Origin of the sequence: Gordonia sp. (in: high G+C Gram-positive bacteria) (assembly GCF_049647785.1) — a bacterium.
Classification (GTDB): domain Bacteria; phylum Actinomycetota; class Actinomycetes; order Mycobacteriales; family Mycobacteriaceae; genus Gordonia.
This window is the reverse complement of the sequence record NZ_JBARYI010000047.1, coordinates 1-20,156: the sequence shown is the minus strand read 5'-3', so window position 1 is coordinate 20,156 and position 20,156 is coordinate 1. Positions and strand designations below refer to the sequence as shown.

Below are 20,156 nucleotides of genomic sequence, written 5' to 3'. Positions count from 1 at the left end.
TGTCTGACATAGTGCGGGAATCGACGCATCATGCGAGAACGGCGGGCGCGGGGGCGCGGGAAATGTGCGGCGGCGGCGGAAGACGACAAACACCTCGATGACTTCGTGGCCCGTCATCGAGGTGTTTGCAGAAGAACTATGTGATTGTGCGCTCACCGTTGGGGAGCGCGGTGCGGCCGGGGCCGCGGAAGCATCAGAGCTTGTTGACCGCGAGAGCCATAGCCGACTTCTTGTTGGCAGCCTGGTTCTTGTGGATGATGCCCTTCGAGGCAGCCTTGTCGAGCTGGCGCGCGGTGACGTCCAGGAGGGCTGCGGCCTCGGCCTTGTTGCCGGTAGCGACAGTCTCGCGGAAGTGACGCAGTGCCGTACGCAGGGTCGACTTAGCCGACTGGTTGCGCAGACGAGCCTTCTCGTTGGTCTTGTTCCGCTTGATCTGAGACTTGATATTAGCCACGCGATGTCCTCTTCTGACGTCCGTTGCGGCCCGGGGGCCGAATGTTCTGTGTACCTATCAACAATGGAGCGGTCGGGTTATCGGCCAGCGTCCATTGCAACAGCGTTCGACGATACCAGCGCAGACAGAAGCACCAAAATCGTCGGCAACCGCCACCATCGTCAACCCTATCAACTGCCGGCCGCCGGATGCGCGCCGCGTGCGGCGACGGACACCCGACAACACTAGGGTGGATTCACTATGTCTGTCGTATATGTCCACGTAGGGCTCCCCAAAACTGGAACCACGCACCTGCAAGACCGGCTCTGGCGCAACCGCGACCTAGCCCTGACGCACGCTGGCCTCCTCTACCCGGGCAACCGGATCGACGATCACTTTCACGCCGCCGCGCACCTGCAACCCGAGCGGTACCTCGACTGGGCCGACCCCGCTCACGCCGACGTGTGGCCAGCCATGCTCGCGCAGATGAAAGCGTGGCCGAAGGCATCACTGGTCTCCCACGAATTGTTCGCCAACGCCGGCCCCGCGCACATTCGCAAACTAGTCGACGACCTGGATTTCGCCGACGAAGTTCACGTTGTCCTCACCGTCCGCGATCTGGCTCGCCAGGTCCCGTCGGTGTGGCAGGAAAACGTGAAGAACCAGCGTCGCGCGACGCTGCCAGAGTTCGTCGACGCCATCGCCGCCGACGCTGCAGGTACGGGAACGGGCACCGAGCCATTCTGGGAGTTCCAGGACTACGAACGGATCGTCGCCGACTGGTCGGCTGTGGTCGGTGCCGAACGCGTCCACATTGTCACCGTGCCTGCACCGGGAACTGCCAGTGAAGGCGATGGCCTGTGGGAACGCTTTGTTCGGGTACTCGGCGTAAATCCGGCCGACGTCACTGCGCAGGTACCCAGTTCCAACAAGTCCCTCTCTGCCGGGCAGACGGAACTGCTGCGTCGCCTCAACGACAGGCTCCAGCCCACCGACATCGAATGGCACCGCTATGAGGGCCTCGTGAAGGGCGTCCTGATCGGTGAATATCTCTTCGAAACGCGCGAGGGGAGTCCTGAAGCGCTGACCGGCGAGCAACTCGCCTGGACGGCCGAGAAGTCCGCACAAATGGTGGCGACCCTCGTCGATGGGGGGTACCCGGTCTCCGGCACGCTCGACGACCTCCGCGTCGCCGCGACCGGTACTGGCGCCGCGCCAACACCGGTGACGTCCGACGACGCGCTCGACGCGGCCCTCGACGCGATCGCGCTGTGGGCCAAAACCGCACCGGTCCCGATCCACCGGCCGGCTCTCAAAACGCGGGTGGCCAACGTTGTGAGGCGAGTCCGCAGGCGGCTGACCCGCTAGCTCCAGCCGAAGCGGGTACGCAACTGGTCCGCGACTTCGTCGAACCTGGTTTTGTCGCAGACTGCGCCTTCGCGGCGGATGCCGTTCTCCTCGATGTGCAGGACGCGGTCGAGTCGCACCCAACTGTCGCGGCGCTCCGAGTCCCAGCTGCCGGTACCGATGGGACACCAGTCGGGGTCGTCGCGGTGGTAGTCCTGGCTCGACAGCATCAGCCCCAGGATGTGATCGGAGCCGTCGCGACCCACCACCAGCGCCGGTCGATCCTTGCCCTGGGTCTCGTCTTCCTCAAACGGCACCCACGTCCACACGATTTCACCGGGGTCGGCGGCGCCGTCGAGATCGGGGGCGTAGACGATCGATCGGGCGTACTCGCCGGTGGGCCGACCCGGCTGCTTCGGTTTCTGGGGTTTCGGGGTCACGCGGTCTCCTTCGGGTCACACGGCTTGGTTCGGGTCACACGGTCTGGTTCGGTGGCTGGTCAGCGATTGTCGGCAGCAGCCAGTCGACTACGGCATCGGCGGTGAGATCGCCGACGCCACTGCGGTCGGGTTTCAAGCTGTGATCTGCCCTGTCGATTTCCAGCAGGCGAACTGGGCCGCCGAATAGTTCGACGGCATCGGTGAACTCGGCGGATGTCCCAAAGGCGTCGCTGCGCCCGTGCACGATCAACGTGGGGATCGTGATGTCGGGGAGGTGCTCGGTGCGGGCCCGTTCAGGTTTGCCTGGCGGATGCAGCGGATATGACGTCAGCAACAATCCGTCGACGCCGTCGGTACCCTCAGCGACGACCATTGACGCCTGCCTGCCCCCATACGAGTGCCCACCAATGATGAGGGGCCCGTCGACGAGCGGTGCGAGGGCATTAATCGCGGCGCGGATGCCGTCGCGGTCGCGGGCGGCCTTCGACGGTGATGGCGGTCCTTTGGGGCGGTCTTGCCGGTAGGGTAGGTCGATCCGCGCCACGGCCACTCCGCGCGCGAGGAGAACGTCAGACATTGTGCGCAGGATGACGGCGTCGCGGTTGCTGCCTGCCCCGTGCGCCAAAATCACCAGTGCGATCGCGTCGTCGGGGCGTGCCAGGTCGGCGGCGACGAGGTCGGTTTCGATGGTCGATCGGTCGATGCTCATGTCACATCCGAGCCTATCGCCCGAGCGGCAAGGTGAAGCGGAGGCGGTAGTCGTGCGAAACTGGAGGATGATCTGTACCGGGCCCGACCCGGGGCCCGCCGCGCAAGGAGTGAGTGAGATTCCCAGCTTCGCCGACAAGACGTTCACCGATCCCTCGAGGATCCGTAACTTCTGCATCATCGCTCACATCGACCACGGTAAATCCACCCTGGCCGACCGGATGCTGCAGTTGACGGGCGTCGTCGAAGACCGCCAGATGCGCGCACAGTACCTCGACCGCATGGACATTGAGCGCGAGCGAGGCATCACCATCAAGGCGCAGAACGTGCGTTTGCCGTGGAAGGTCGGCGACGACGAGTTCGTGCTGCACCTGATCGATACGCCCGGCCACGTCGACTTCACCTACGAGGTCTCGCGCGCCCTCGAAGCATGTGAAGGTGCCATCCTGCTGGTCGACGCCGCGCAGGGCATCGAGGCGCAGACGCTCGCCAACCTGTACTTGGCGATGGAGAACGACCTCACGATCATCCCGGTCCTCAACAAGATCGACCTGCCTGCTGCCGATCCGGACCGTTACGCGGCAGAGATCGCGCACATTGTGGGTGGCAAACCCGAAGATGTGCTCCGCGTTTCCGGTAAGACCGGCATGGGCGTGGCGGAGCTGCTTGACGAAGCTGTTCGCCTGATTCCGGCTCCGGTCGGTGATTCGGATGCTCCTGCGCGCGCCATGATTTTCGACTCCGTCTACGACACCTACCGCGGCGTCGTCACCTATGTGCGTGTGGTGGACGGCAAGCTGATGCCGCGCGAGAAGATCCAGATGATGTCGACCGGCACCACGCACGAACTCCTTGAAGTCGGCATCGTCTCACCCGAGCCCAAGGCCAGTGCCGGGCTCGGTGTTGGTGAGGTCGGCTACCTGATCACCGGTGTCAAGGACGTGCGACAGTCGAAGGTCGGTGACACCGTCACCACCGCCCGGAACGGTGCGGAACAACCGCTGCGCGGCTATCGTGAACCGCGCCCGATGGTGTACTCGGGTCTCTACCCGGTCGACGGCTCCGACTATCCGGTGCTGCGCGAAGCGCTCGACAAACTGCAGCTCAACGACGCCGCGCTGACGTACGAGCCGGAGACTTCCGTGGCCCTCGGCTTCGGTTTCCGCTGTGGCTTCCTCGGCCTGTTGCACATGGAAATCACGCGTGAGCGGCTTGAGCGCGAGTTCGACCTCAACCTGATTTCGACCGCCCCCAACGTGGTGTACCGGGTAGTGATGGACGACGGTAGCGAGCACATCGTCACCAACCCGTCCGACTGGCCGACCGGCAAGACCCGCGACATCTTCGAGCCGATGGTCCGCACCACGATCATCGCGCCGAGCGAGTTCATCGGTGCCATCATGGAGCTCTGCCAGACCCGACGCGGCGAACTCGGCGGCATGGACTACCTGTCGGAAACGCGGGTGGAACTCCGCTACACCATGCCGATGGCGGAGATTATTTTTGACTTCTTCGACGCTCTGAAGTCCCGCACCCGCGGTTACGCCAGCCTTGACTACGAAGAGTCCGGCGAGCAGGCAGCCGAGCTGGTCAAGGTCGACATCTTGCTGCAGGGGGAAGCCGTCGACGCCTTCAGCGCGATCGTCCACAAGGACGCCGCATACGCCTACGGCAACCGGATGGCCCTCAAGCTCAAAGAGCTCATCCCGCGTCAGCAGTTCGAGGTGCCGATCCAGGCCGCCATCGGTTCGCGCATCATTGCCCGCGAAAACATTCGCGCCATCCGCAAGGACGTGCTCGCGAAGTGCTACGGCGGCGACATCAGCCGTAAACGCAAGCTGATCGAGAAGCAGAAGGAAGGCAAGAAGCGCATGAAGACCATCGGTCGCGTGGAAGTGCCGCAGGATGCGTTCGTGGCGGCGCTGTCGACCGATGAGTTGGGCGACAAGGGGAAGAAGTAGCGTGAACCCGGTTTTGGCCGCGTCGGACCTGCCGTACGGGCTGCCCGACTTCAGCTCCATTAGCGACGACGATTTCCTCCCGGCCTACGACGTTGCCCTCGCCAATCACCTCTCCGAGGTCGACGCGATCGCGACGTCGACCGAACCGCCGAGCTTCGACAACACGCTCGGTGCCCTCGAAGCTGCTGGCCGCGACCTGGCGCGGGCCAACGGGATCTTCTTCAACCTTGAAGGCCCAGACAGCAACCCGGCACGCGCCAAGATCGCCCAGGTCCTTGCGGTCAAGCTCACTGAGCACGGCAACGCGATCGCCATGAACCAGCAGCTCTTTGCGCGGATCGCCAACCTCTACGACCACCGTGCGGACCTCGGCCTCAGCGTTGCCCAGACGCGGGTGTTGGAGCAGCGCTACCGCGACGCGGTGCGCGCCGGTGCGGCCCTCGATGAGGCCGGTCAGGCGCAGATGCGTGAGATTTCCGGGCGACTTGCCACCCTGACGACCGACTTCGGTCAGCACTTGCTCGACGACACCAACGCCTCGGCGGTCCACTTCGCCGATGCCGTCGAGCTGGACGGCTTGTCGTCGTCGGAGATTGCGGCCGCAGCCCGCGCTGCAACTGATGCTGGCCGCGACGGCTATCTGGTGGCTTTGGAACTGCCGACGAGCCAGTCGACGGTCGCTAAGCTCACCGATCCCATTGCGCGCCAACGAATCTTCGACGACCCGTTGCGCCCGCGGCAACGAGTTCGACACCCGCGCCATGATCATCGAAATCGTGACCCTGCGGGCCCGCCGGGCCAACATCCTCGGGTACGACAGTCACGCCGAGTATGTGATCGCCGAGGAGACCGCACCAACCCCGGCCGCTGTCGCCGACCTGCTGGCCGAGCTCGGTGCCGCCGCCATGACGGCCGGTAAAGCCGAACTGGCCCGCCTCACCGAACGTGCCGGACATCCCCTCGCTGCGGCCGACGTCACGTTCTATCTCGCCGCCGACCAGAAGGCCCGTGCCGCCGAAGCCGACAGCCCCGTCGACATCGACGAGTTCGAAAACTTCTGCGAACTCGACACCGTTCTGCACGACGGCGTGTTCGCCGCGGCGGGCCGCCTCTACGGGCTGAGCTTCACCGAACGCGACGACCTGGCCGGCTACCACCCCGACGTGCGCGTTTGGGAAGTGTTCCGCAACGGCACCGGCATCGGCCTGTTCCTCGGCGACTTCTACGCCCGACCGTCCAAGCGTGGCGGGGCGTGGATGAACAACATCGTCGACCAGTCGAACCAACTCGGGACCGCACCGATCATCGTCAATGTTCTGAACCTGACGAAGCCGGAGCCGGGGGAACCATGCCTGCTGTCGCTGGACCAGCTCACCACGCTGTTCCACGAGTTTGGGCACGCGATCCACGGACTCCTGTCGAATGTCGAGTACGCCTCGCAGTCGGGCACGTCGGTCCCGCGTGACTTTGTCGAGTTCCCGTCGCAGGTCAACGAAATGTGGGCATTGCACCCCGACGTCGTCGGTGGCTATGCCCGCCACCATGCGACCGGTGAACCCGCTACGCCAGAGTTGCTCGATGCGGTCCGCGCGTCGGGTGGCACCGAGTCGGCGCATTCGACAATCGAATACCTGGCTGCGGCCGCGCTCGATCTCGCTTGGCACCGTCTCGCTGAAGACGAAATCCCCAGTGACGTCTTGGAGTTCGAGGCGAAGGCACTCGCGGAAGCCGGATTAGCGTCGCCGCTGATTCCGCCCCGCTACCGCAGCACCTACTTCAATCACGTTTTCGGCGGTGGCTATTCGTCGGCGTACTACTCGTACATCTGGTCGGAGATCCTCGACGCAGAGACCGAGCAGTGGTTCCTCGCCGGCGGCGGACTGCAACCGGAGCTGGGTGCGGCGTTCGCTGACGCGGTGCTCTCCCGAGGCGACAGCGTGGACCCAGTTGCCGCGCACGCCAACATGATTGGGCATCCGGCACGGATCGAACCGCTCCTCGTTCGACGTGGCCTCGCGTAGTGCAGGAGCGGCGTGACACCGGTCGCACGGTCCCGGCGAGTAGGGTTTGAAATCAGCATGGGTGTAACCATGCACGTCTGCGGTAGATGAGGTGATCCGGCAGTGAACGGGATTCTGTCCTGGTGGGATGGCGTGGAGGAATGGCTTACCGGCCTACCCTTCATCCCGCAGTTGATTGTCACCGCCATCGTCTTGATTCCGCTGGCGACGGTTGCCGCGTCCGGCGTGAATTACCTGGTCGGGCGGCTCTTCTCAAAGCTCGGTCGCGCAGAGGCGGACGACGATCACGGATTGGGTATCTAACTGATGTTTCGTTCCAAGGTCACACTCGCGCTCGTCGCGCTCCTGGTGTTGGTTCTCCTGGCCTGGCTCATTCTGCGATAGCACATCGACGGTGCGCGGGCACATCCTTGGCGCACGGTGATCGCAGACGTTGAGCGGCAGTGCCGGAGACGGTTAGGTTCTTCGGGTGAGTACCCGAACCCGAAAGCGCGCGTCCGCCACTGCGGTCTGCTTGGCGATGGTGTCGGTCCTCGTCGCGGCGCTCACCGGGTGCGGCGGCGGATCCACCGACGTTCCAGGCGGAATCGATATTTCCTCCGGCAGTCAGCACCTCAACTTGGTTGCCTACGCGACCCCCAAAATTGGGTTCGACGTGGTGCTCCCAGCCTTCCGACAAATCCCGCAGGGCAGCGACATTGGCTTCTCGCAGTCGTACGGTGCGTCGGGTGACCAATCACGCAAGGTGGCGCGCGGTCTCCCCGCCGACGTGGTGAACTTTTCCGTTGAGCCAGACGTGACTCGCCTGGTGAAAGCTGATGTTGTCGACAAAGACTGGCAGACCCAGTTCCCGAACAACTCGGTGCCCTTTGGGTCGGTCGTGGCACTCGTGGTGCGGCAGGGCAACCCGAAAAACATCCGCACCTGGGACGACCTGCTGAAGCCGGGCGTCGAAGTAATTACCCCCAACCCGGGCAGCTCTGGTTCGGCCAAATGGAACCTTCTCGCGCCCTACGCGGCGAAGAGCAACGGTGGTGCCGACCCGCAGGCCGGTCTCGACTACATCACCAAGCTGGTCCGCGACCACGTCAAGGTCCTGCCGAAGTCCGGTCGTGAGGCCACCTCGGCGTTCCACCAGGGACAGGGTGACGTGCTGATCAGCTACGAGAACGAGGCCATCATGCTGTCGCGGAAAAATGCGACCGCAGCGCCTGCCGACCGCATTGACTACCTGCTGCCGGAAACGACGTTCAAGATCGAAAATCCGGTCGCCATCGTCAACACGAGTTCCAACAAGCCAGCAGCCCGGACTTTCGTCGACTACCTATTCTCGCCCGCTGGCCAAGAACTGTGGGCCAAGGCAGGCTTCCGGCCCGTCGACCCCGCGGTCGTGAGTGCCACCGCAAACCTGTTCCCCGGACACATCGCAAAGCTGTGGACCATCGCCGACCTCGGCGGCTGGAAGCTGGTCGACAAGGAACTCTTCGGCAGCGACGGCGCGATTACCAAGATCTACAACGAGGAGGTCGGCGGATGACCACCAAACCGGTTATCGCGCCGGACCGCGAAGGCGTTGACACGGTTCCGCTCGCACCGCGTCGCGGTTGGCGCCCCGACGGCCCGCTGTCGTTGGGGGTAGCGGGCCTGTGGCTGTCGATCATCGTGCTGCTGCCGCTCGCGGCCATCCTCGCCGAATCCTTCGACGACGGTCCCAGCGGCTTCTGGGCGGGCATTACCGCACCAGCTGCCCTGGAGACCCTCGGTTTGACGATCGCGGCGTCGTTCATCGTCGCCATCGTCAACGTCATCTTCGGCACCATCATCGCGTGGGTCCTGGTCCGCGACGAGTTCCCCGGTAAGGGCTTCGTCAACGCGATCATCGACCTGCCGTTCGCGTTGCCGACCATCGTCGCCAGCCTGGTGCTGCTGTCGCTGTACGGACCAAACAGCCCGTTCGACATCCACCTCGCCGCCACCCAGCCCGGCGTCATCCTGGCACTCACCTTCGTGACGCTGCCGTTCGTGGTGCGCCAGGTGCAACCGGTGCTGATGGAACTCGACCAGTCTGTTGAGGAAGCCGCGGCTGTCCTGGGTGCCAACAACCGGATTATCTGGTCCAAGATCATCCTGCCCGCGTTGCTCCCGGCCATCCTGTCCGGTGCTGGCTTGGCCTTCACGCGAGCGATCGGCGAGTTCGGTTCCGTGGTCCTCATCGGTGGCAACATCCCCGGCAAGACGCAGGTGGCGTCCCAGTACATTCAGCAGCAGATCGAGATCGACGAGCCCGTCAACGCGGCTGCCGTCTCGGTAGCTTTGCTCCTCATCGCGTTCGTGGTGCTGTTCCTGCTGCGCGTGGTCGCTAAGTTCCAGTCACGTCGAGAGGACTCGTAAATGATCGTCTCTCGGTTCACGAAACTGTCGCTGCGCACTATCGCGCTGGTGTACCTCGCTGTCCTGCTGGTGGTGCCGGTGGCACTTATCTTCTGGCGGTCGTTTGAACACGGCCTCGGTCAATTCTGGGAGTGGATCACCACGCCCGCCGCGATTTCCGCGTTGCAGTTAACGCTGCTGATCGTCGCAATAGTGGTGCCACTCAACGTGGTCTTCGGCATCCTCACGGCGATCGCCCTGGCCCGCGGCAACTTCCGCGGCAAGGGGATTCTGCAGGCGGTCGTCGACCTTCCGTTTGCTGTCTCGCCCGTCGTGGTCGGCGTCGCGCTGATTGCGCTATGGGGGAGTAGCGGTTGGTTCGGTGGGATCGAATCCCTCGGCTTCCGAATCATCTTCGGGATACCGGGCATGGTCCTGGCCACCATCTTCGTGACACTGCCATTCGTGGTGCGCGAGGTGGAACCGGTGCTGCGTGAGATCGGCACCGAGCAGGAAGAGGCTGCCGCCACCCTGGGGGCAACCGGGTGGCAGACGTTCAGCCGCATCACGTTGCCCGCGATTCGTTGGGGCCTCACCTACGGTGTCATTCTGACCATCGCCCGTGCCCTCGGCGAGTTTGGCGCAGTGACGATGGTGTCGTCGAACTTCCCGGGCGTCTCGCAGACCCTGACGCTGCTCGTGAACTCCAGATACACCGATGATTACAACGAGTACGGCGCCTACGCGGCCGCAACCCTGCTGATGATGGTGGCCATCCTGGTACTCGTGGTGATGACCCTGATTGAACGCCGCGCCAAGGGCAAGCTCGCCGATGCCAGCGAGGACATTGTTCCCGTGAAGGAGAAGAACTGATATGTCGATCTCGGTGACCGGCGCCAACAAGCGCTACGGCGATTTCGCGGCCCTCGACGACGTGTCGATAGAGATTCCGGAGGGGTCTCTCACCTCGCTGTTGGGGCCGTCGGGGTCGGGCAAATCCACGCTCCTGCGTGCGATTGCGGGCCTGGACAAACTCGACTCGGGAACGGTCCGCATCAACGGAATCGACGTCTCGAGTGCATCGCCGCAGCAACGCGACATTGGATTCGTCTTCCAGCATTACGCGGCGTTCAAGCACCTGACGGTTCGCGACAACATCGCGTTCGGCCTCAAGATCCGCAAGCGACCCAAAGCTGAAGTGAAGGCAAAGGTCGACGAACTCCTCGACATCGTCGGCCTGACCGTGTTCCAGAAGCGGTACCCGGCACAGCTCTCCGGCGGCCAACGCCAGCGCATGGCTCTAGCCCGAGCCCTCGCCGTCGACCCCAAAGTGCTGCTGCTCGACGAGCCCTTCGGTGCGCTCGACGCGAAGGTCCGCGAAGACCTGCGCAAATGGCTGCGCAGCCTGCACGACGAGATGAACGTGACCACGGTGTTGGTGACGCACGACCAGCAGGAGGCGCTCGACGTTTCCGATCGAATCGCCGTCCTCAACCATGGTCGGATTGAGCAGGTTGGTCCGCCCGACGACCTCTACGACCGTCCCGACAATGTGTTCGTCGCGTCGTTCCTCGGGTCCATTTCGCGGCTGAACGGCGAGTTCGTCCGCCCGCACGACATCCGCCTGGGCCGCTCGCTCGACATGGTGTACCCGCCGGTCGACGCCTCGCTCGATACCGGTGTCATCAAAGCGACGGTCAACCGCGTGGTGAACTTGGGCTTCGAAACCCGTGTTGAACTGGTTGCTGCGGCGACCGGCGAGGAATTCATCGCGCAGATCACCCGCGGCGATCAGAATGCACTGGGGTTGGTGCCCGGGGAACACATCTACGCGCGCGCGACCAAGGTGCCTGCGCTCGACCAGTAGGACGCCTGGCCGTTCACCATGTCCAAGCGACCGCTCGTCGCTGTGAGCCGAACATACTGATCGGTAAATTTCGTTGGGCGACGTTGAGGACAATACTGGGGTGACTAAGGGCCTTGGCAGAGGTCCGCTGATACGCCAGGAGGATCAATCTCATGACCAGCACCGCGCCGACAATGTCGGGACTGGATACGCCATTAACGCCGCTGCGATTCCTCGACCGCGCCGCTGAAGTTCATCCGGAAAAGCAAGCGGTGATCGACGGCGATCGGCAGTTGACCTACGGTGAATTCGCTGCTGCGGCCACTCGGTTGGCGCATGCCCTGCGCGCTTCCGGGATTGAGGCCGGCGATCGGGTGGCCTACCTCGCGACCAATTCCCTCGAGATGCTTGTCGCACACTTCGGCGTGCCGCTCGCCGGTGGCGTTCTCGTCGCGATCAACACGCGCCTCGCCGCCGCCGAGGTCCAGTACATTTGCGATCACTCCGGGGCCAAACTCCTCGTCGGGGAAGCGTCGCTGTTGGCGCCGCTGGCCGACGTGAGCTTCCAAACCGTCGGCGAGATCGTCGAAACCCCGACGCTGGACGGACAGTTCGTCGGCCCGCATCTGCCGTATTCCGCGCTCGTCGACCGCGGCAACGATAGTCCGCTGAGCTGGGACGTTGCCGATGAGAATGCCATCATCAGCATCAACTACACGTCCGGAACCACCGGCAAGCCCAAGGGCGTGATGTACACCCACCGCGGCGCTTATCTATCGTCACTTGGCAATGCCGTCACGCAGGGGTTCTCGGCCGAAACGCGCTACCTGTGGACACTTCCGATGTTCCATTGCAACGGCTGGTGTGGACCGTGGAGCGTCACTTCGACGGCGGGCACGCACGTGTGCCTGCGCGCGGTCCGCGGCCCCGACATGTGGCAGCTCATCGACGCCGAGAACGTCAATCAAATGAGCGGTGCACCCACCGTTCTCACCACCCTCGCGACCGCTGGCGAAGCCCACGCCATGACCCGCCCGCTGACGATCGCGACGGCTGGCGCGCCGCCCAGCCCGACGATCATTCGCGCCATCGGTAATCTGGGCATCACCATCGTTCACGTCTACGGACTTACCGAAACCTACGGCCCGTACTCGGTGTGTGAGGCCAAGCCGTCCTGGGCCGATCTATCTGCCGACGATCGTGCGGTCCGCATGGCCCGCCAGGGTGTTGGCATGTTGACCGCAGATCGACTGCGCGTCGTGCGGCCCGAAGCGGCCGAGGACGGCTCCCTGATCGACGTCGCGAGCGACGGGGTTGAGATGGGCGAGATTGTGATGCGCGGCAACGTCGTCATGAAGGGCTACTTCGAAGACCCAGAACGGACCGCCGAGGCATTTGCTGGTGGCTGGTTCCATTCTGGCGACCTGGGTGTGATGCATCCCGACGGCTACGTTCAACTCCTCGACCGGGCAAAGGACGTCGTAATTTCCGGCGGCGAGAACATTTCGACGATCGAGGTGGAGCAGGCCGTCCTGAGTCATCCCGCCGTCTTGGATGTGGCTGTGATCGGCGTGCCCGACGAGAAGTGGGGCGAGCGGCCCAAGGCGTACGCCGTCTTGCGTCCCGGCCAGGAAGCCACCGAGGCTGACGTGATCTCCCATGTGAAGACACAGATCGCGTCGTACAAGGCCCCCGGCGCCGTCGAATTTGTTGTCGACCTTCCCAAGACATCAACGGGCAAGATCCGGAAGAACGAGCTGCGCGACGAAGCCTGGGGCAACGCAAAGGTACGCATCCAAGGCTGACGCTCCCGTCCGTTCTCGCATGATGCGTTGAGTCCCGCACTACGTCCGACGTAGTGCGGGAATCAACGCATCATGCGAGAACGGGTTCGGGCGGGGTTGGGTTAGCCAACGGCGACGGGCACGGCGGCCCACATCCGCGTTACGGCACTGACGAGACTGGGGTGTTCGGCAATCGGGCCCGCCACCACCACGGGCACGTCCAACGCGTCCAGGAAGCGTTCAACGCGGTCGGTCAGGAGGCCCGCAGACAGGAACAGGGGACTGACTGCGACACGCTGCACCCCTCGAGACTGCAGCGCATCGACAGCCAATCGGACGGCGTCGCCGTCACGTCCTAGGCGGGTCGCAAACAGTGTTTGGACCTCGCAGCCCAGCACGCCCGACAGTTCGCGCCCACGCTCATAAATGTAGTCATCACTACCGGCGTCCGACGATCCGACAGCCAGCATCAAGACCCCGTCGCCAGCACCAAAACCGACCTCGTCAAGCCGGTCGACGAGCGCCGGAATCGGTGAATACCGTCCGACGATCGGTGTCTGGGTAACGCGGACCGACGGGTTCGCCACGACCGCCGCGTCGATCAGCGCGGGCAGATCCACTTTGCTGTGGTATCCATCGCCGAACAGCAGCGGTACCACCACTACCTCGCCCGACAGCTCGCTCAGCACATCGCCGAGCAGGGGAGCGGTCAGGTCGAGGTAGGCCAGCTCCACCCGGACGCCCGGCAGTGCCACGCGAACCGCATCCGCGACGCGGCGTGCCGTCACATCGAACCGCGGATCGCGACTGCCGTGCGCGGCCAGGACGAGCGTCATGCGAGTGCGGGAGCCGACAGTTCGAGGGGACTCAACGCGTCACCAATGAGCCCGGCGGCGAGAGTGTTGCCGCCCTGCGGGTCGATCAGCAGGAAGCTGCCCGACTCGCGGTTCACCGAATAGTCATCGGCGGCGACCGGCTCGGCGGTCGTCAACGACAGTCGCCCAATCTGGTTGAGTTCAACCGTTTCCGGGGCGTCCACGAGGGCCAGGTTCTGCTCGTCGAACAGTGCCTCAAGGCCACCGATAATGACCTGCGTGGTCTTGGTGCCGTGCTTGAGGAGTAGACGAGCTCCGGGGCGCAGCGGCTTCTCCGCGAGCCAGCACACCGTCGCGGTGAACTGCTGTGCCGGCTCCGGCGCATCGGCGACGGCAGCAATCAGATCGCCGCGCGAGATGTCGATGTCGTCGGCCAACAGCAAGGTGACGCTCCGACCGGCGTGCGCCGTCTCCATTTCGCCGTCGGGCGTGTCGATTTTGGCGATCGTCGACCGCAAACCTGACGGCTGCACGACAATCTCGTCGCCGACCGATACGGTGCCCGCCGCGACCAGACCGGCGTAGCCGCGGTAATCCGGGTACTCGGCGGTCCGCGGACGGATCACGTACTGGACCGGGAAACGCAGGCCAACGTCGGCCGCCTTGGCAGTCTGGCCTGCCACGTTCGGCACGGTCTCCAGGTGCTCGATGAGCGTGGGACCGTCGTAGTATGGGGTGTTCTCCGAACGGATCGCGACGTTGTCACCGTGCAACGCGGAAACTGGGATTTCCTGCACCTGATCGGCGGAGTAGCCGAGCGATCGGGTGATCTCGTTAAATTCGGCCGAGATCTGGGCAAACACCTCGGCCGGGTTGTCGACGAGGTCGATCTTGTTGACCGCCAACACCAACCGCGGCACCCCGAGCAGAGCCATGACGGCCGCGTGACGACGAGTCTGCGCGACGACCCCGTTTCGGGCGTCGACCAGCAGAATCACCAACTGTGCGGTCGACGCACCGGAGACGGTGTTACGCGTGTACTGCACGTGACCGGGCGTATCGGCCAGCACGAACGAGCGAGCGGGCGTCGCGAAGTAACGGTAGGCAACGTCGATGGTGATGCCCTGCTCGCGCTCGGCGCGCAGACCGTCGACCAGCAGTGACAGATCGGGCGTGTCCATGCCGCGGTCCACCGACGCCTTCGTTACGGCGTCGATCTGGTCGGCGAGAACGGACTTCGTGTCGTACAGCAGGCGGCCGACGAGCGTCGACTTACCGTCGTCGACCGACCCCGCAGTGGCGATCCGCAGCAGGTCTGCGCCCGCGTTCAAGCTGCTTGGAGTGGAGGTGGACTGACTCATCAGAAATATCCTTCGCGCTTGCGGTCTTCCATGGCTGCTTCGGAGACGCGGTCGTCGCCGCGGGTGGCACCGCGTTCGGTCAGACGCGATGCGGCAACTTCGGCCAGAACGGCGTCGTTGTCGGTCGCGTCGGACAGGACGGCCCCGGTGGTCGAACCGTCACCAACGGTGCGGTAACGCACCATGCGGGTTTCGACGGTCTCGCCCTCGAGTGGGCCGCCCCACGGACCTGCGGTCATCCACATGCCGTCACGGTTGTAGACCTCACGCTCGTGCGCGTAGTACAGCGGTGCCAGGAGTACCTGCTCGCGGGTGATGTAGCGCCACACGTCGAGCTCGGTCCAGTTGCTCAGCGGGAACACGCGAACGTGCTCGCCCGGTGCGTGGCGACCGTTGTACAGGTTCCACAGTTCAGGGCGCTGACGCTTCGGGTCCCACTGGCCAAAGGCATTGCGCAACGAGAAGATTCGTTCCTTCGCGCGGGCGCGCTCTTCGTCGCGGCGGGCCCCGCCGAAGACGGCGTCGAACCGGTTCTCGCTGATGCCGTCGAGCAGCGGAATGGTCTGCAGCGGGTTGCGGATCCCGTCGGGACGCTCCGTGAGACGACCGTCGGCGAGGTACTCCTCGACACTCGCCACGTGCAACCGCAGGCCGTAGCGTTCGACGATCTCGTCGCGGAACTTGATGATCTCCGGGAGGTTGTGGCCGGTGTCGACGTGCAGCAATGTAAAGGGCAGCGGCGCTGGCCAAAACGCCTTCAACGCCAGGTGCAGGAGCAGCGTCGAGTCCTTGCCGCCCGAGAAGAGAATCACCGGACGCTCAAACTCGCCAGCCACCTCGCGGAAAATGTGGATGGCTTCGGACTCAAGGGCATCGAGGGTGTCGAAGCGGTCGTCCGCCGCCGCGATCGTGCTTTCGGGAATGGTGCTTTCGGAAATAGTCATGACGCGTGCAACCCGCATTCTGTCTTGGCGCTGCCAGCCCAACGGCCGCTGCGCGGATCTTCTCCGGGAGCTGGTTTCTTGGTGCACGGTTCGCACCCGATGGAGGGGTAGCCCTCATCAACCAGCGGATTAACGAGGACACCGTTGGTATCGATGTACTCCTGGAATTGCTCGTCGCTCCAGGCGGCGAGCGGATTGATCTTGACCAGGCCGAAGCCTTCGTCGAACGAGATCAACGGCGCGTTGGCGCGCGTCGGGGCCTCCACCCGGCGGATACCGGTCACCCAGGCTCGGAATGGTGCCAGTGCCGCCGTCAACGGCACGACCTTCCGCAGGCGGCAGCACTCGGCTGCGTCGCTGGCGAAGAGGTTTTTGCCGACTGTCGAGTCCTGTTCGGCAACGCTTTGGGCGGGCGTCACATTGTGCAGGTCCAGGTTGTAAACCTGCTCGACGGCGTCACGGGTGCCGAGGGTTTCGGCGAAGTGGTAGCCGGTGTCGAGGAAGAGTGCCTTCAGCTTGCCGCCGACGGCTTCTTTATCGGTGATCGCCTTGTCGGCGACATCGATCAGCACCGCGTCCTGCATATTGGCGGCGATGATGAAGTCGCTGCCGAAGGTTTCTGCGGTCCACGCGAGTAACTGCTCGGCGGTGGCATCCGGTCCCAGTTCGGCGGCACCGGCCTCGGCGATGGCCCGAAGTTCGTCGAGGCCTGTGTGGCTTTCGGTGGTGGTTGTCATGGCCGTGTCCTTACTGCAATTCGGCGTCGTCGGCGCGCGTGACCCACTCGGCGAAGCGTTCCCCGGGGTTGCGGCCCGCGATGAAGTTACGCACCAAGCGCTCGATGTATTCGGTGGCCTCGCTGGCATAGATCTTGTGCTGGCGGAGCTTGCGGCCGAAGCCGAGGTCGAAGCCGAGGCTGCCGCCAAGGTGCACCTGGAAGCCTTCGACGGGGGTCCCGTCGTCGTCGATCAGCTGACCCTTGAGGCCGATGTCGGCAACCTGCACGCGAGCGCAGGAGTTTGGGCAACCGTTGAAGTTGATCGTGATCGGCACATCGAGTTGCTCATTGAGTTCGCCGAGACGTGCTTCCAACTCGGGGACCAAGCCCTGCGAGCGGCTGCGTGTCTCGGTGAACGACAGCTTGCAGAATTCCAAGCCGGTGCAAGCGATCAAGTTGCGTCGCCACACCGAGGGCTTCGACTGCAGGCCGACAGCGCTCAGATCGGCGTCGAGTTGGCCAATCTTGTCTTCTGGAACATTGACGACAACAAGCTTTTGGTACGGCGTGAAGCGAACGCTGTCACTGCCCGCCTTCTCTGCGGCGTCAGCGATCGCGTAGAGCACTTCGTCGGTGAGCCGGCCGGAGACGGCGGAGAAACCGACGGCGTACTTGCCGTTCTTCTGCTTGGTGACACCGACATGGTCGATCGGTTGGGTGGGCGCGACCGGTGCCGGGCCGTCGATCAGCTTGCGGTGCAGATACTCGTCCTCAAGGACCTGGCGGAACTTCTCCGGGCCCCAATCCTTGATCAGGAACTTCAGGCGAGCCTTCGACCGCAGGCGGCGGTAGCCGTAATCACGGAAGATCGCGACGACGCCTTCCCACACGTCGGGGACCTCATCAAGGGGCACCCAGGCGCCGAGTCGCTGCGCAAGCATCGGGTTGGTCGAGAGACCGCCACCGACCCACAGGTCCAGGCCAGGACCATGCTCCGGATGTTCGACGCCGACAAACGAGACGTCGTTGATCTCGTGAACAACATCCTGCAGACCGGAGACGGCCGTCTTGAACTTGCGCGGCAGGTTCGAGTACTCGGGGTCACCGATGTAGCGACGCTTGATCTCGGCGAGCGCCGGGCTGGCATCGAGGACCTCATCGGTCGACAAGCCGGCCAGCGGCGATCCGAGCATGCCGCGCGGGCAGTCACCGCAGGCCTCGGTGGTTTCCAGACCAACTTCTTCGAGGCGACGCCAAATTTCCGGGACGTTCTCGATCTCGATCCAGTGATACTGCAGATTCTGGCGGTCGGTCACGTCGGCGGTGCCGCGTGCAAAGTCGCGGGAGATGGACGCGAGAGTCCGGACCTGCGGCAGGCTCAGCTGCCCGCCGTCGGTACGCACTCGCATCATGAAGTACGGGGCTTCGATGATGTCGATGTTGTCGTCGTGGCTGTACGTGCCGTCGTAGCCTTCGGCGCGCTGGGTGTAGAGGCCCATCCAACGGAAACGACCGCGAAGGTCGGCCTTGTCGATGCCGTCGAACCCGACCTTCGAGTAGGTGTCGAGGATGCGTTGGCGCACATTCAACGGGTTGTCGTCGCGCTTGGACTGCTCGTTGGCGTTCAGCGGCGTCCGGTAGCCGAGCGCCCACTGGCCTTCGGCCTTGCGCTTCTTGGGGCGCGGACGTCGGGCCGGGGCGGCGACCGGTTCGGTCGGCTGCTCAACGGTGGTGGGTGTGGTGAGCGTCATCAAGACTCCTGGGCATGCTGCGCACGGCAGCACAAAAAGGGTTGGGCTGAGATCAGGTGTGACGAAAGAATCGGCGCCGGGAAACTCCGCCGGGCTGTGGCGGGATCCGGGACTAGAACGCCGGAACGGCCGAAATTCTTCTGTGGCTAGAGCCGACAGAACGCGCTGCACACGCGCTTGAGATCGATATGGCGCCGTTGGGCGAGCCACACTCCTGAATTGGTCACGAGAGCCATCGTGCCACGGAGAAGTGCGGCCCGTCTACTTGGGATTATTTTTCGTCACCGTGAGATTAATACCCTTGACAAGGATTGAGTCATGATGGAGAAGTGAGTACAACGCGTGTCGGCAGTCCCCGCATCCCCGAGCCTTTCTCGGACGGTGCACTCGAAGCCCTCGCGACCGCTGACCCATCGCGGCCCCTCAGTTTGTACATCCACGTCCCGTTCTGCGCGACCCGCTGTGGGTACTGCGATTTCAACACCTATACGGCCGGTGAATTGGGGACGACGTCATCGCCGCAGAGTTGGCTCGAGGGCGTTCGCGCCGAACTCGACGCCGCAGCGACCCTCCTGCACGACGATCGTCAAGTCTCGACGATCTTTGTCGGCGGTGGCACTCCGTCGCTCCTCGGCGGGCAAGGCCTTGCCGATGTCCTTGGCGCGGTACGCAATTCGTTTACCTTGGCACCTGGCGCTGAAGTGACAACGGAGTCGAATCCGGAGTCTACGTCGCCCGAGTTTTTTGGCACGTTGCGCGAGGCCGGATTCACCCGGATTTCGTTGGGAATGCAATCTGCGGCGAAACATGTGCTCGCCGTTCTGGAACGTACGCACACTCCGGGGCGTGCGCTCGATGCCGCCCGCGAGGCCGCTGCCGCAGGATTTGAACACCTCAATCTGGATCTGATCTACGGGACGCCCGGTGAGCGCGATGAGGACTTGCAGGCTTCGCTCGACGCCGTGCTTTCCGTCCCCGTCGACCACGTATCCGCCTACGCGCTGATCGTCGAAGATGGAACGGCCTTCGCGCGCAAGGTGCGTCGCGGTGAGGTTCCCATGCCCGACGACGATGTCCTCGCCGCCCGCTACGAAATGATTGACGCGCGTCTCACCGAGGCCGGAATGACCTGGTACGAGGTATCGAATTGGGCCACTGCGGGATCGGATTCGCTTCCGCTGCCGGCGTCGGTGTGCCGACACAATGAGGCCTACTGGCGCAGTGACGACTGGTGGGGCATTGGGCCGGGCGCGCACTCGCACGTCAACGGCGTGCGCTGGTGGAACCAGAAGCACCCGGCCACCTACTCGGCGTCGCTCGCCGGAGGCGCGTTGCCCATCGGCGGCCAGGAAATTCTCACCGACGAGGACCGCCACACTGAGACGGTGATGCTGCGCCTGCGCATGCGCGATGGCCTCGCGGCGGCAGAGTTGACCGACGGCGAATGTTCCCGAGGCGACGAAGTCGTGGCCAAGGGCCTGCTCCACGTCGTCGACAACGCCTACGTCTTGACCGACCGCGGCCGCCTACTCGCCGACGGCATCATCCGCGACATCCTGGTCGACTAACCAAGGCGCTCGCCCCGTCGCCCGTCCCGTTGCGTTCTCGCATGATGCGTCGATTCCCGCACTATGTCAGACATAGTGCGGGAATCGAC

Annotated in this window: 17 protein-coding genes and 1 pseudogene; 10 read left to right on the top strand and 8 right to left on the bottom strand. The window is 64.1% G+C overall.

Annotated features, from left to right (window positions below):
- Positions 1-193: 193 nt before the first annotated feature.
- A complete protein-coding gene (gene rpsT / locus WBA38_RS07100) occupies positions 194-454 on the bottom strand; it encodes a 30S ribosomal protein S20 (RefSeq protein WP_424322384.1) in 261 nt (86 codons plus the stop codon).
- Between the two features lie 240 nt (positions 455-694).
- Between rpsT and WBA38_RS07095 the strand changes: the two genes are divergently transcribed.
- A complete protein-coding gene (locus tag WBA38_RS07095; RefSeq protein WP_424322383.1) occupies positions 695-1,801 on the top strand; it encodes a sulfotransferase family protein in 1,107 nt (368 codons plus the stop codon).
- On the opposite strand, the gene WBA38_RS07090 is transcribed toward WBA38_RS07095, so the two are convergent.
- Both WBA38_RS07090 and WBA38_RS07085 read right to left on the bottom strand, forming a co-directional pair.
- Entirely contained in the window at positions 1,798-2,220 is a 423-nt protein-coding gene (locus WBA38_RS07090) for a type II toxin-antitoxin system PemK/MazF family toxin (RefSeq protein ID WP_424322382.1), read from the bottom strand. The two genes, WBA38_RS07095 and WBA38_RS07090, sit on opposite strands and share 4 nt — an antisense overlap.
- 34 nt (positions 2,221-2,254) lie before the next feature.
- Positions 2,255-2,929: an alpha/beta fold hydrolase gene (locus tag WBA38_RS07085; RefSeq protein ID WP_424322381.1), complete on the bottom strand. Its 675-nt coding sequence runs from the start codon at positions 2,927-2,929 to the stop codon at positions 2,255-2,257.
- 67 nt (positions 2,930-2,996) lie between these two features.
- Here WBA38_RS07085 and lepA point away from each other — a divergent pair, with 67 nt between their 5' ends.
- From lepA to WBA38_RS07045, 8 genes and pseudogenes are all read left to right on the top strand, one after another.
- On the top strand, positions 2,997-4,889 hold the full coding sequence (gene lepA, locus WBA38_RS07080) for a translation elongation factor 4 (RefSeq protein ID WP_424294231.1): 1,893 nt from the start codon (positions 2,997-2,999) through the stop codon (positions 4,887-4,889).
- A pseudogene (locus WBA38_RS07075) lies at positions 4,861-6,910 on the top strand (M3 family metallopeptidase). The gene lepA and the pseudogene WBA38_RS07075 overlap by 29 nt, the downstream one beginning before the upstream one ends.
- 102 nt (positions 6,911-7,012) lie before the next feature.
- Entirely contained in the window at positions 7,013-7,213 is a 201-nt protein-coding gene (locus WBA38_RS07070; RefSeq protein ID WP_424294226.1) for a hypothetical protein, read from the top strand.
- A gap of 217 nt (positions 7,214-7,430) precedes the next feature.
- Positions 7,431-8,447, top strand: coding sequence for a sulfate ABC transporter substrate-binding protein (locus WBA38_RS07065; protein ID WP_424294232.1), 1,017 nt, complete (start codon positions 7,431-7,433; stop codon positions 8,445-8,447).
- A complete protein-coding gene (gene cysT, locus WBA38_RS07060; protein ID WP_424294227.1) occupies positions 8,444-9,301 on the top strand; it encodes a sulfate ABC transporter permease subunit CysT in 858 nt (285 codons plus the stop codon). Before WBA38_RS07065 ends, cysT begins: the two co-directional genes overlap by 4 nt.
- A complete protein-coding gene (gene cysW / locus WBA38_RS07055) occupies positions 9,302-10,153 on the top strand; it encodes a sulfate ABC transporter permease subunit CysW (RefSeq protein ID WP_424294228.1) in 852 nt (283 codons plus the stop codon). It begins immediately after the preceding gene.
- Between the two features lies 1 nt (position 10,154).
- Positions 10,155-11,147, top strand: coding sequence for a sulfate/molybdate ABC transporter ATP-binding protein (locus WBA38_RS07050; RefSeq protein ID WP_424294229.1), 993 nt, complete (start codon positions 10,155-10,157; stop codon positions 11,145-11,147).
- 152 nt (positions 11,148-11,299) lie between these two features.
- Positions 11,300-12,931, top strand: coding sequence for an AMP-binding protein (locus WBA38_RS07045; RefSeq protein WP_424294230.1), 1,632 nt, complete (start codon positions 11,300-11,302; stop codon positions 12,929-12,931).
- A gap of 101 nt (positions 12,932-13,032) precedes the next feature.
- Here WBA38_RS07045 and WBA38_RS07040 read toward each other — a convergent pair whose 3' ends face one another.
- Genes WBA38_RS07040 through WBA38_RS07020 form a run of 5 tightly spaced genes read right to left on the bottom strand, consistent with a single transcriptional unit; the run spans position 13,033 to position 18,499 of the window.
- Entirely contained in the window at positions 13,033-13,746 is a 714-nt protein-coding gene (locus tag WBA38_RS07040; RefSeq protein ID WP_424293800.1) for a sirohydrochlorin chelatase, read from the bottom strand.
- Positions 13,743-15,086 (bottom strand): sulfate adenylyltransferase subunit 1, encoded by a 1,344-nt coding sequence (locus tag WBA38_RS07035; RefSeq protein WP_424322380.1) that lies wholly within the window; start codon positions 15,084-15,086, stop codon positions 13,743-13,745. The genes WBA38_RS07040 and WBA38_RS07035 overlap by 4 nt, the downstream gene beginning before the upstream one ends.
- Positions 15,086-16,030, bottom strand: a complete 945-nt coding sequence (gene cysD, locus WBA38_RS07030) for a sulfate adenylyltransferase subunit CysD (RefSeq protein ID WP_424322379.1) — start codon at positions 16,028-16,030, stop codon at positions 15,086-15,088. Before cysD ends, WBA38_RS07035 begins: the two co-directional genes overlap by 1 nt.
- On the bottom strand, positions 16,027-16,767 hold the full coding sequence (locus tag WBA38_RS07025; protein ID WP_424322378.1) for a phosphoadenylyl-sulfate reductase: 741 nt from the start codon (positions 16,765-16,767) through the stop codon (positions 16,027-16,029). The genes cysD and WBA38_RS07025 overlap by 4 nt, the downstream gene beginning before the upstream one ends.
- 10 nt (positions 16,768-16,777) lie before the next feature.
- Positions 16,778-18,499 carry a nitrite/sulfite reductase gene (locus WBA38_RS07020; protein WP_424293804.1) on the bottom strand — a complete coding sequence of 574 codons (1,722 nt, stop codon included), beginning with the start codon at positions 18,497-18,499 and terminating at the stop codon, positions 16,778-16,780.
- A 359-nt stretch (positions 18,500-18,858) separates the two neighbouring features.
- Here WBA38_RS07020 and hemW point away from each other — a divergent pair, with 359 nt between their 5' ends.
- Positions 18,859-20,067 carry a radical SAM family heme chaperone HemW gene (gene hemW / locus WBA38_RS07015; protein ID WP_424322385.1) on the top strand — a complete coding sequence of 403 codons (1,209 nt, stop codon included), beginning with the start codon at positions 18,859-18,861 and terminating at the stop codon, positions 20,065-20,067.
- Positions 20,068-20,156: the final 89 nt, after the last annotated feature.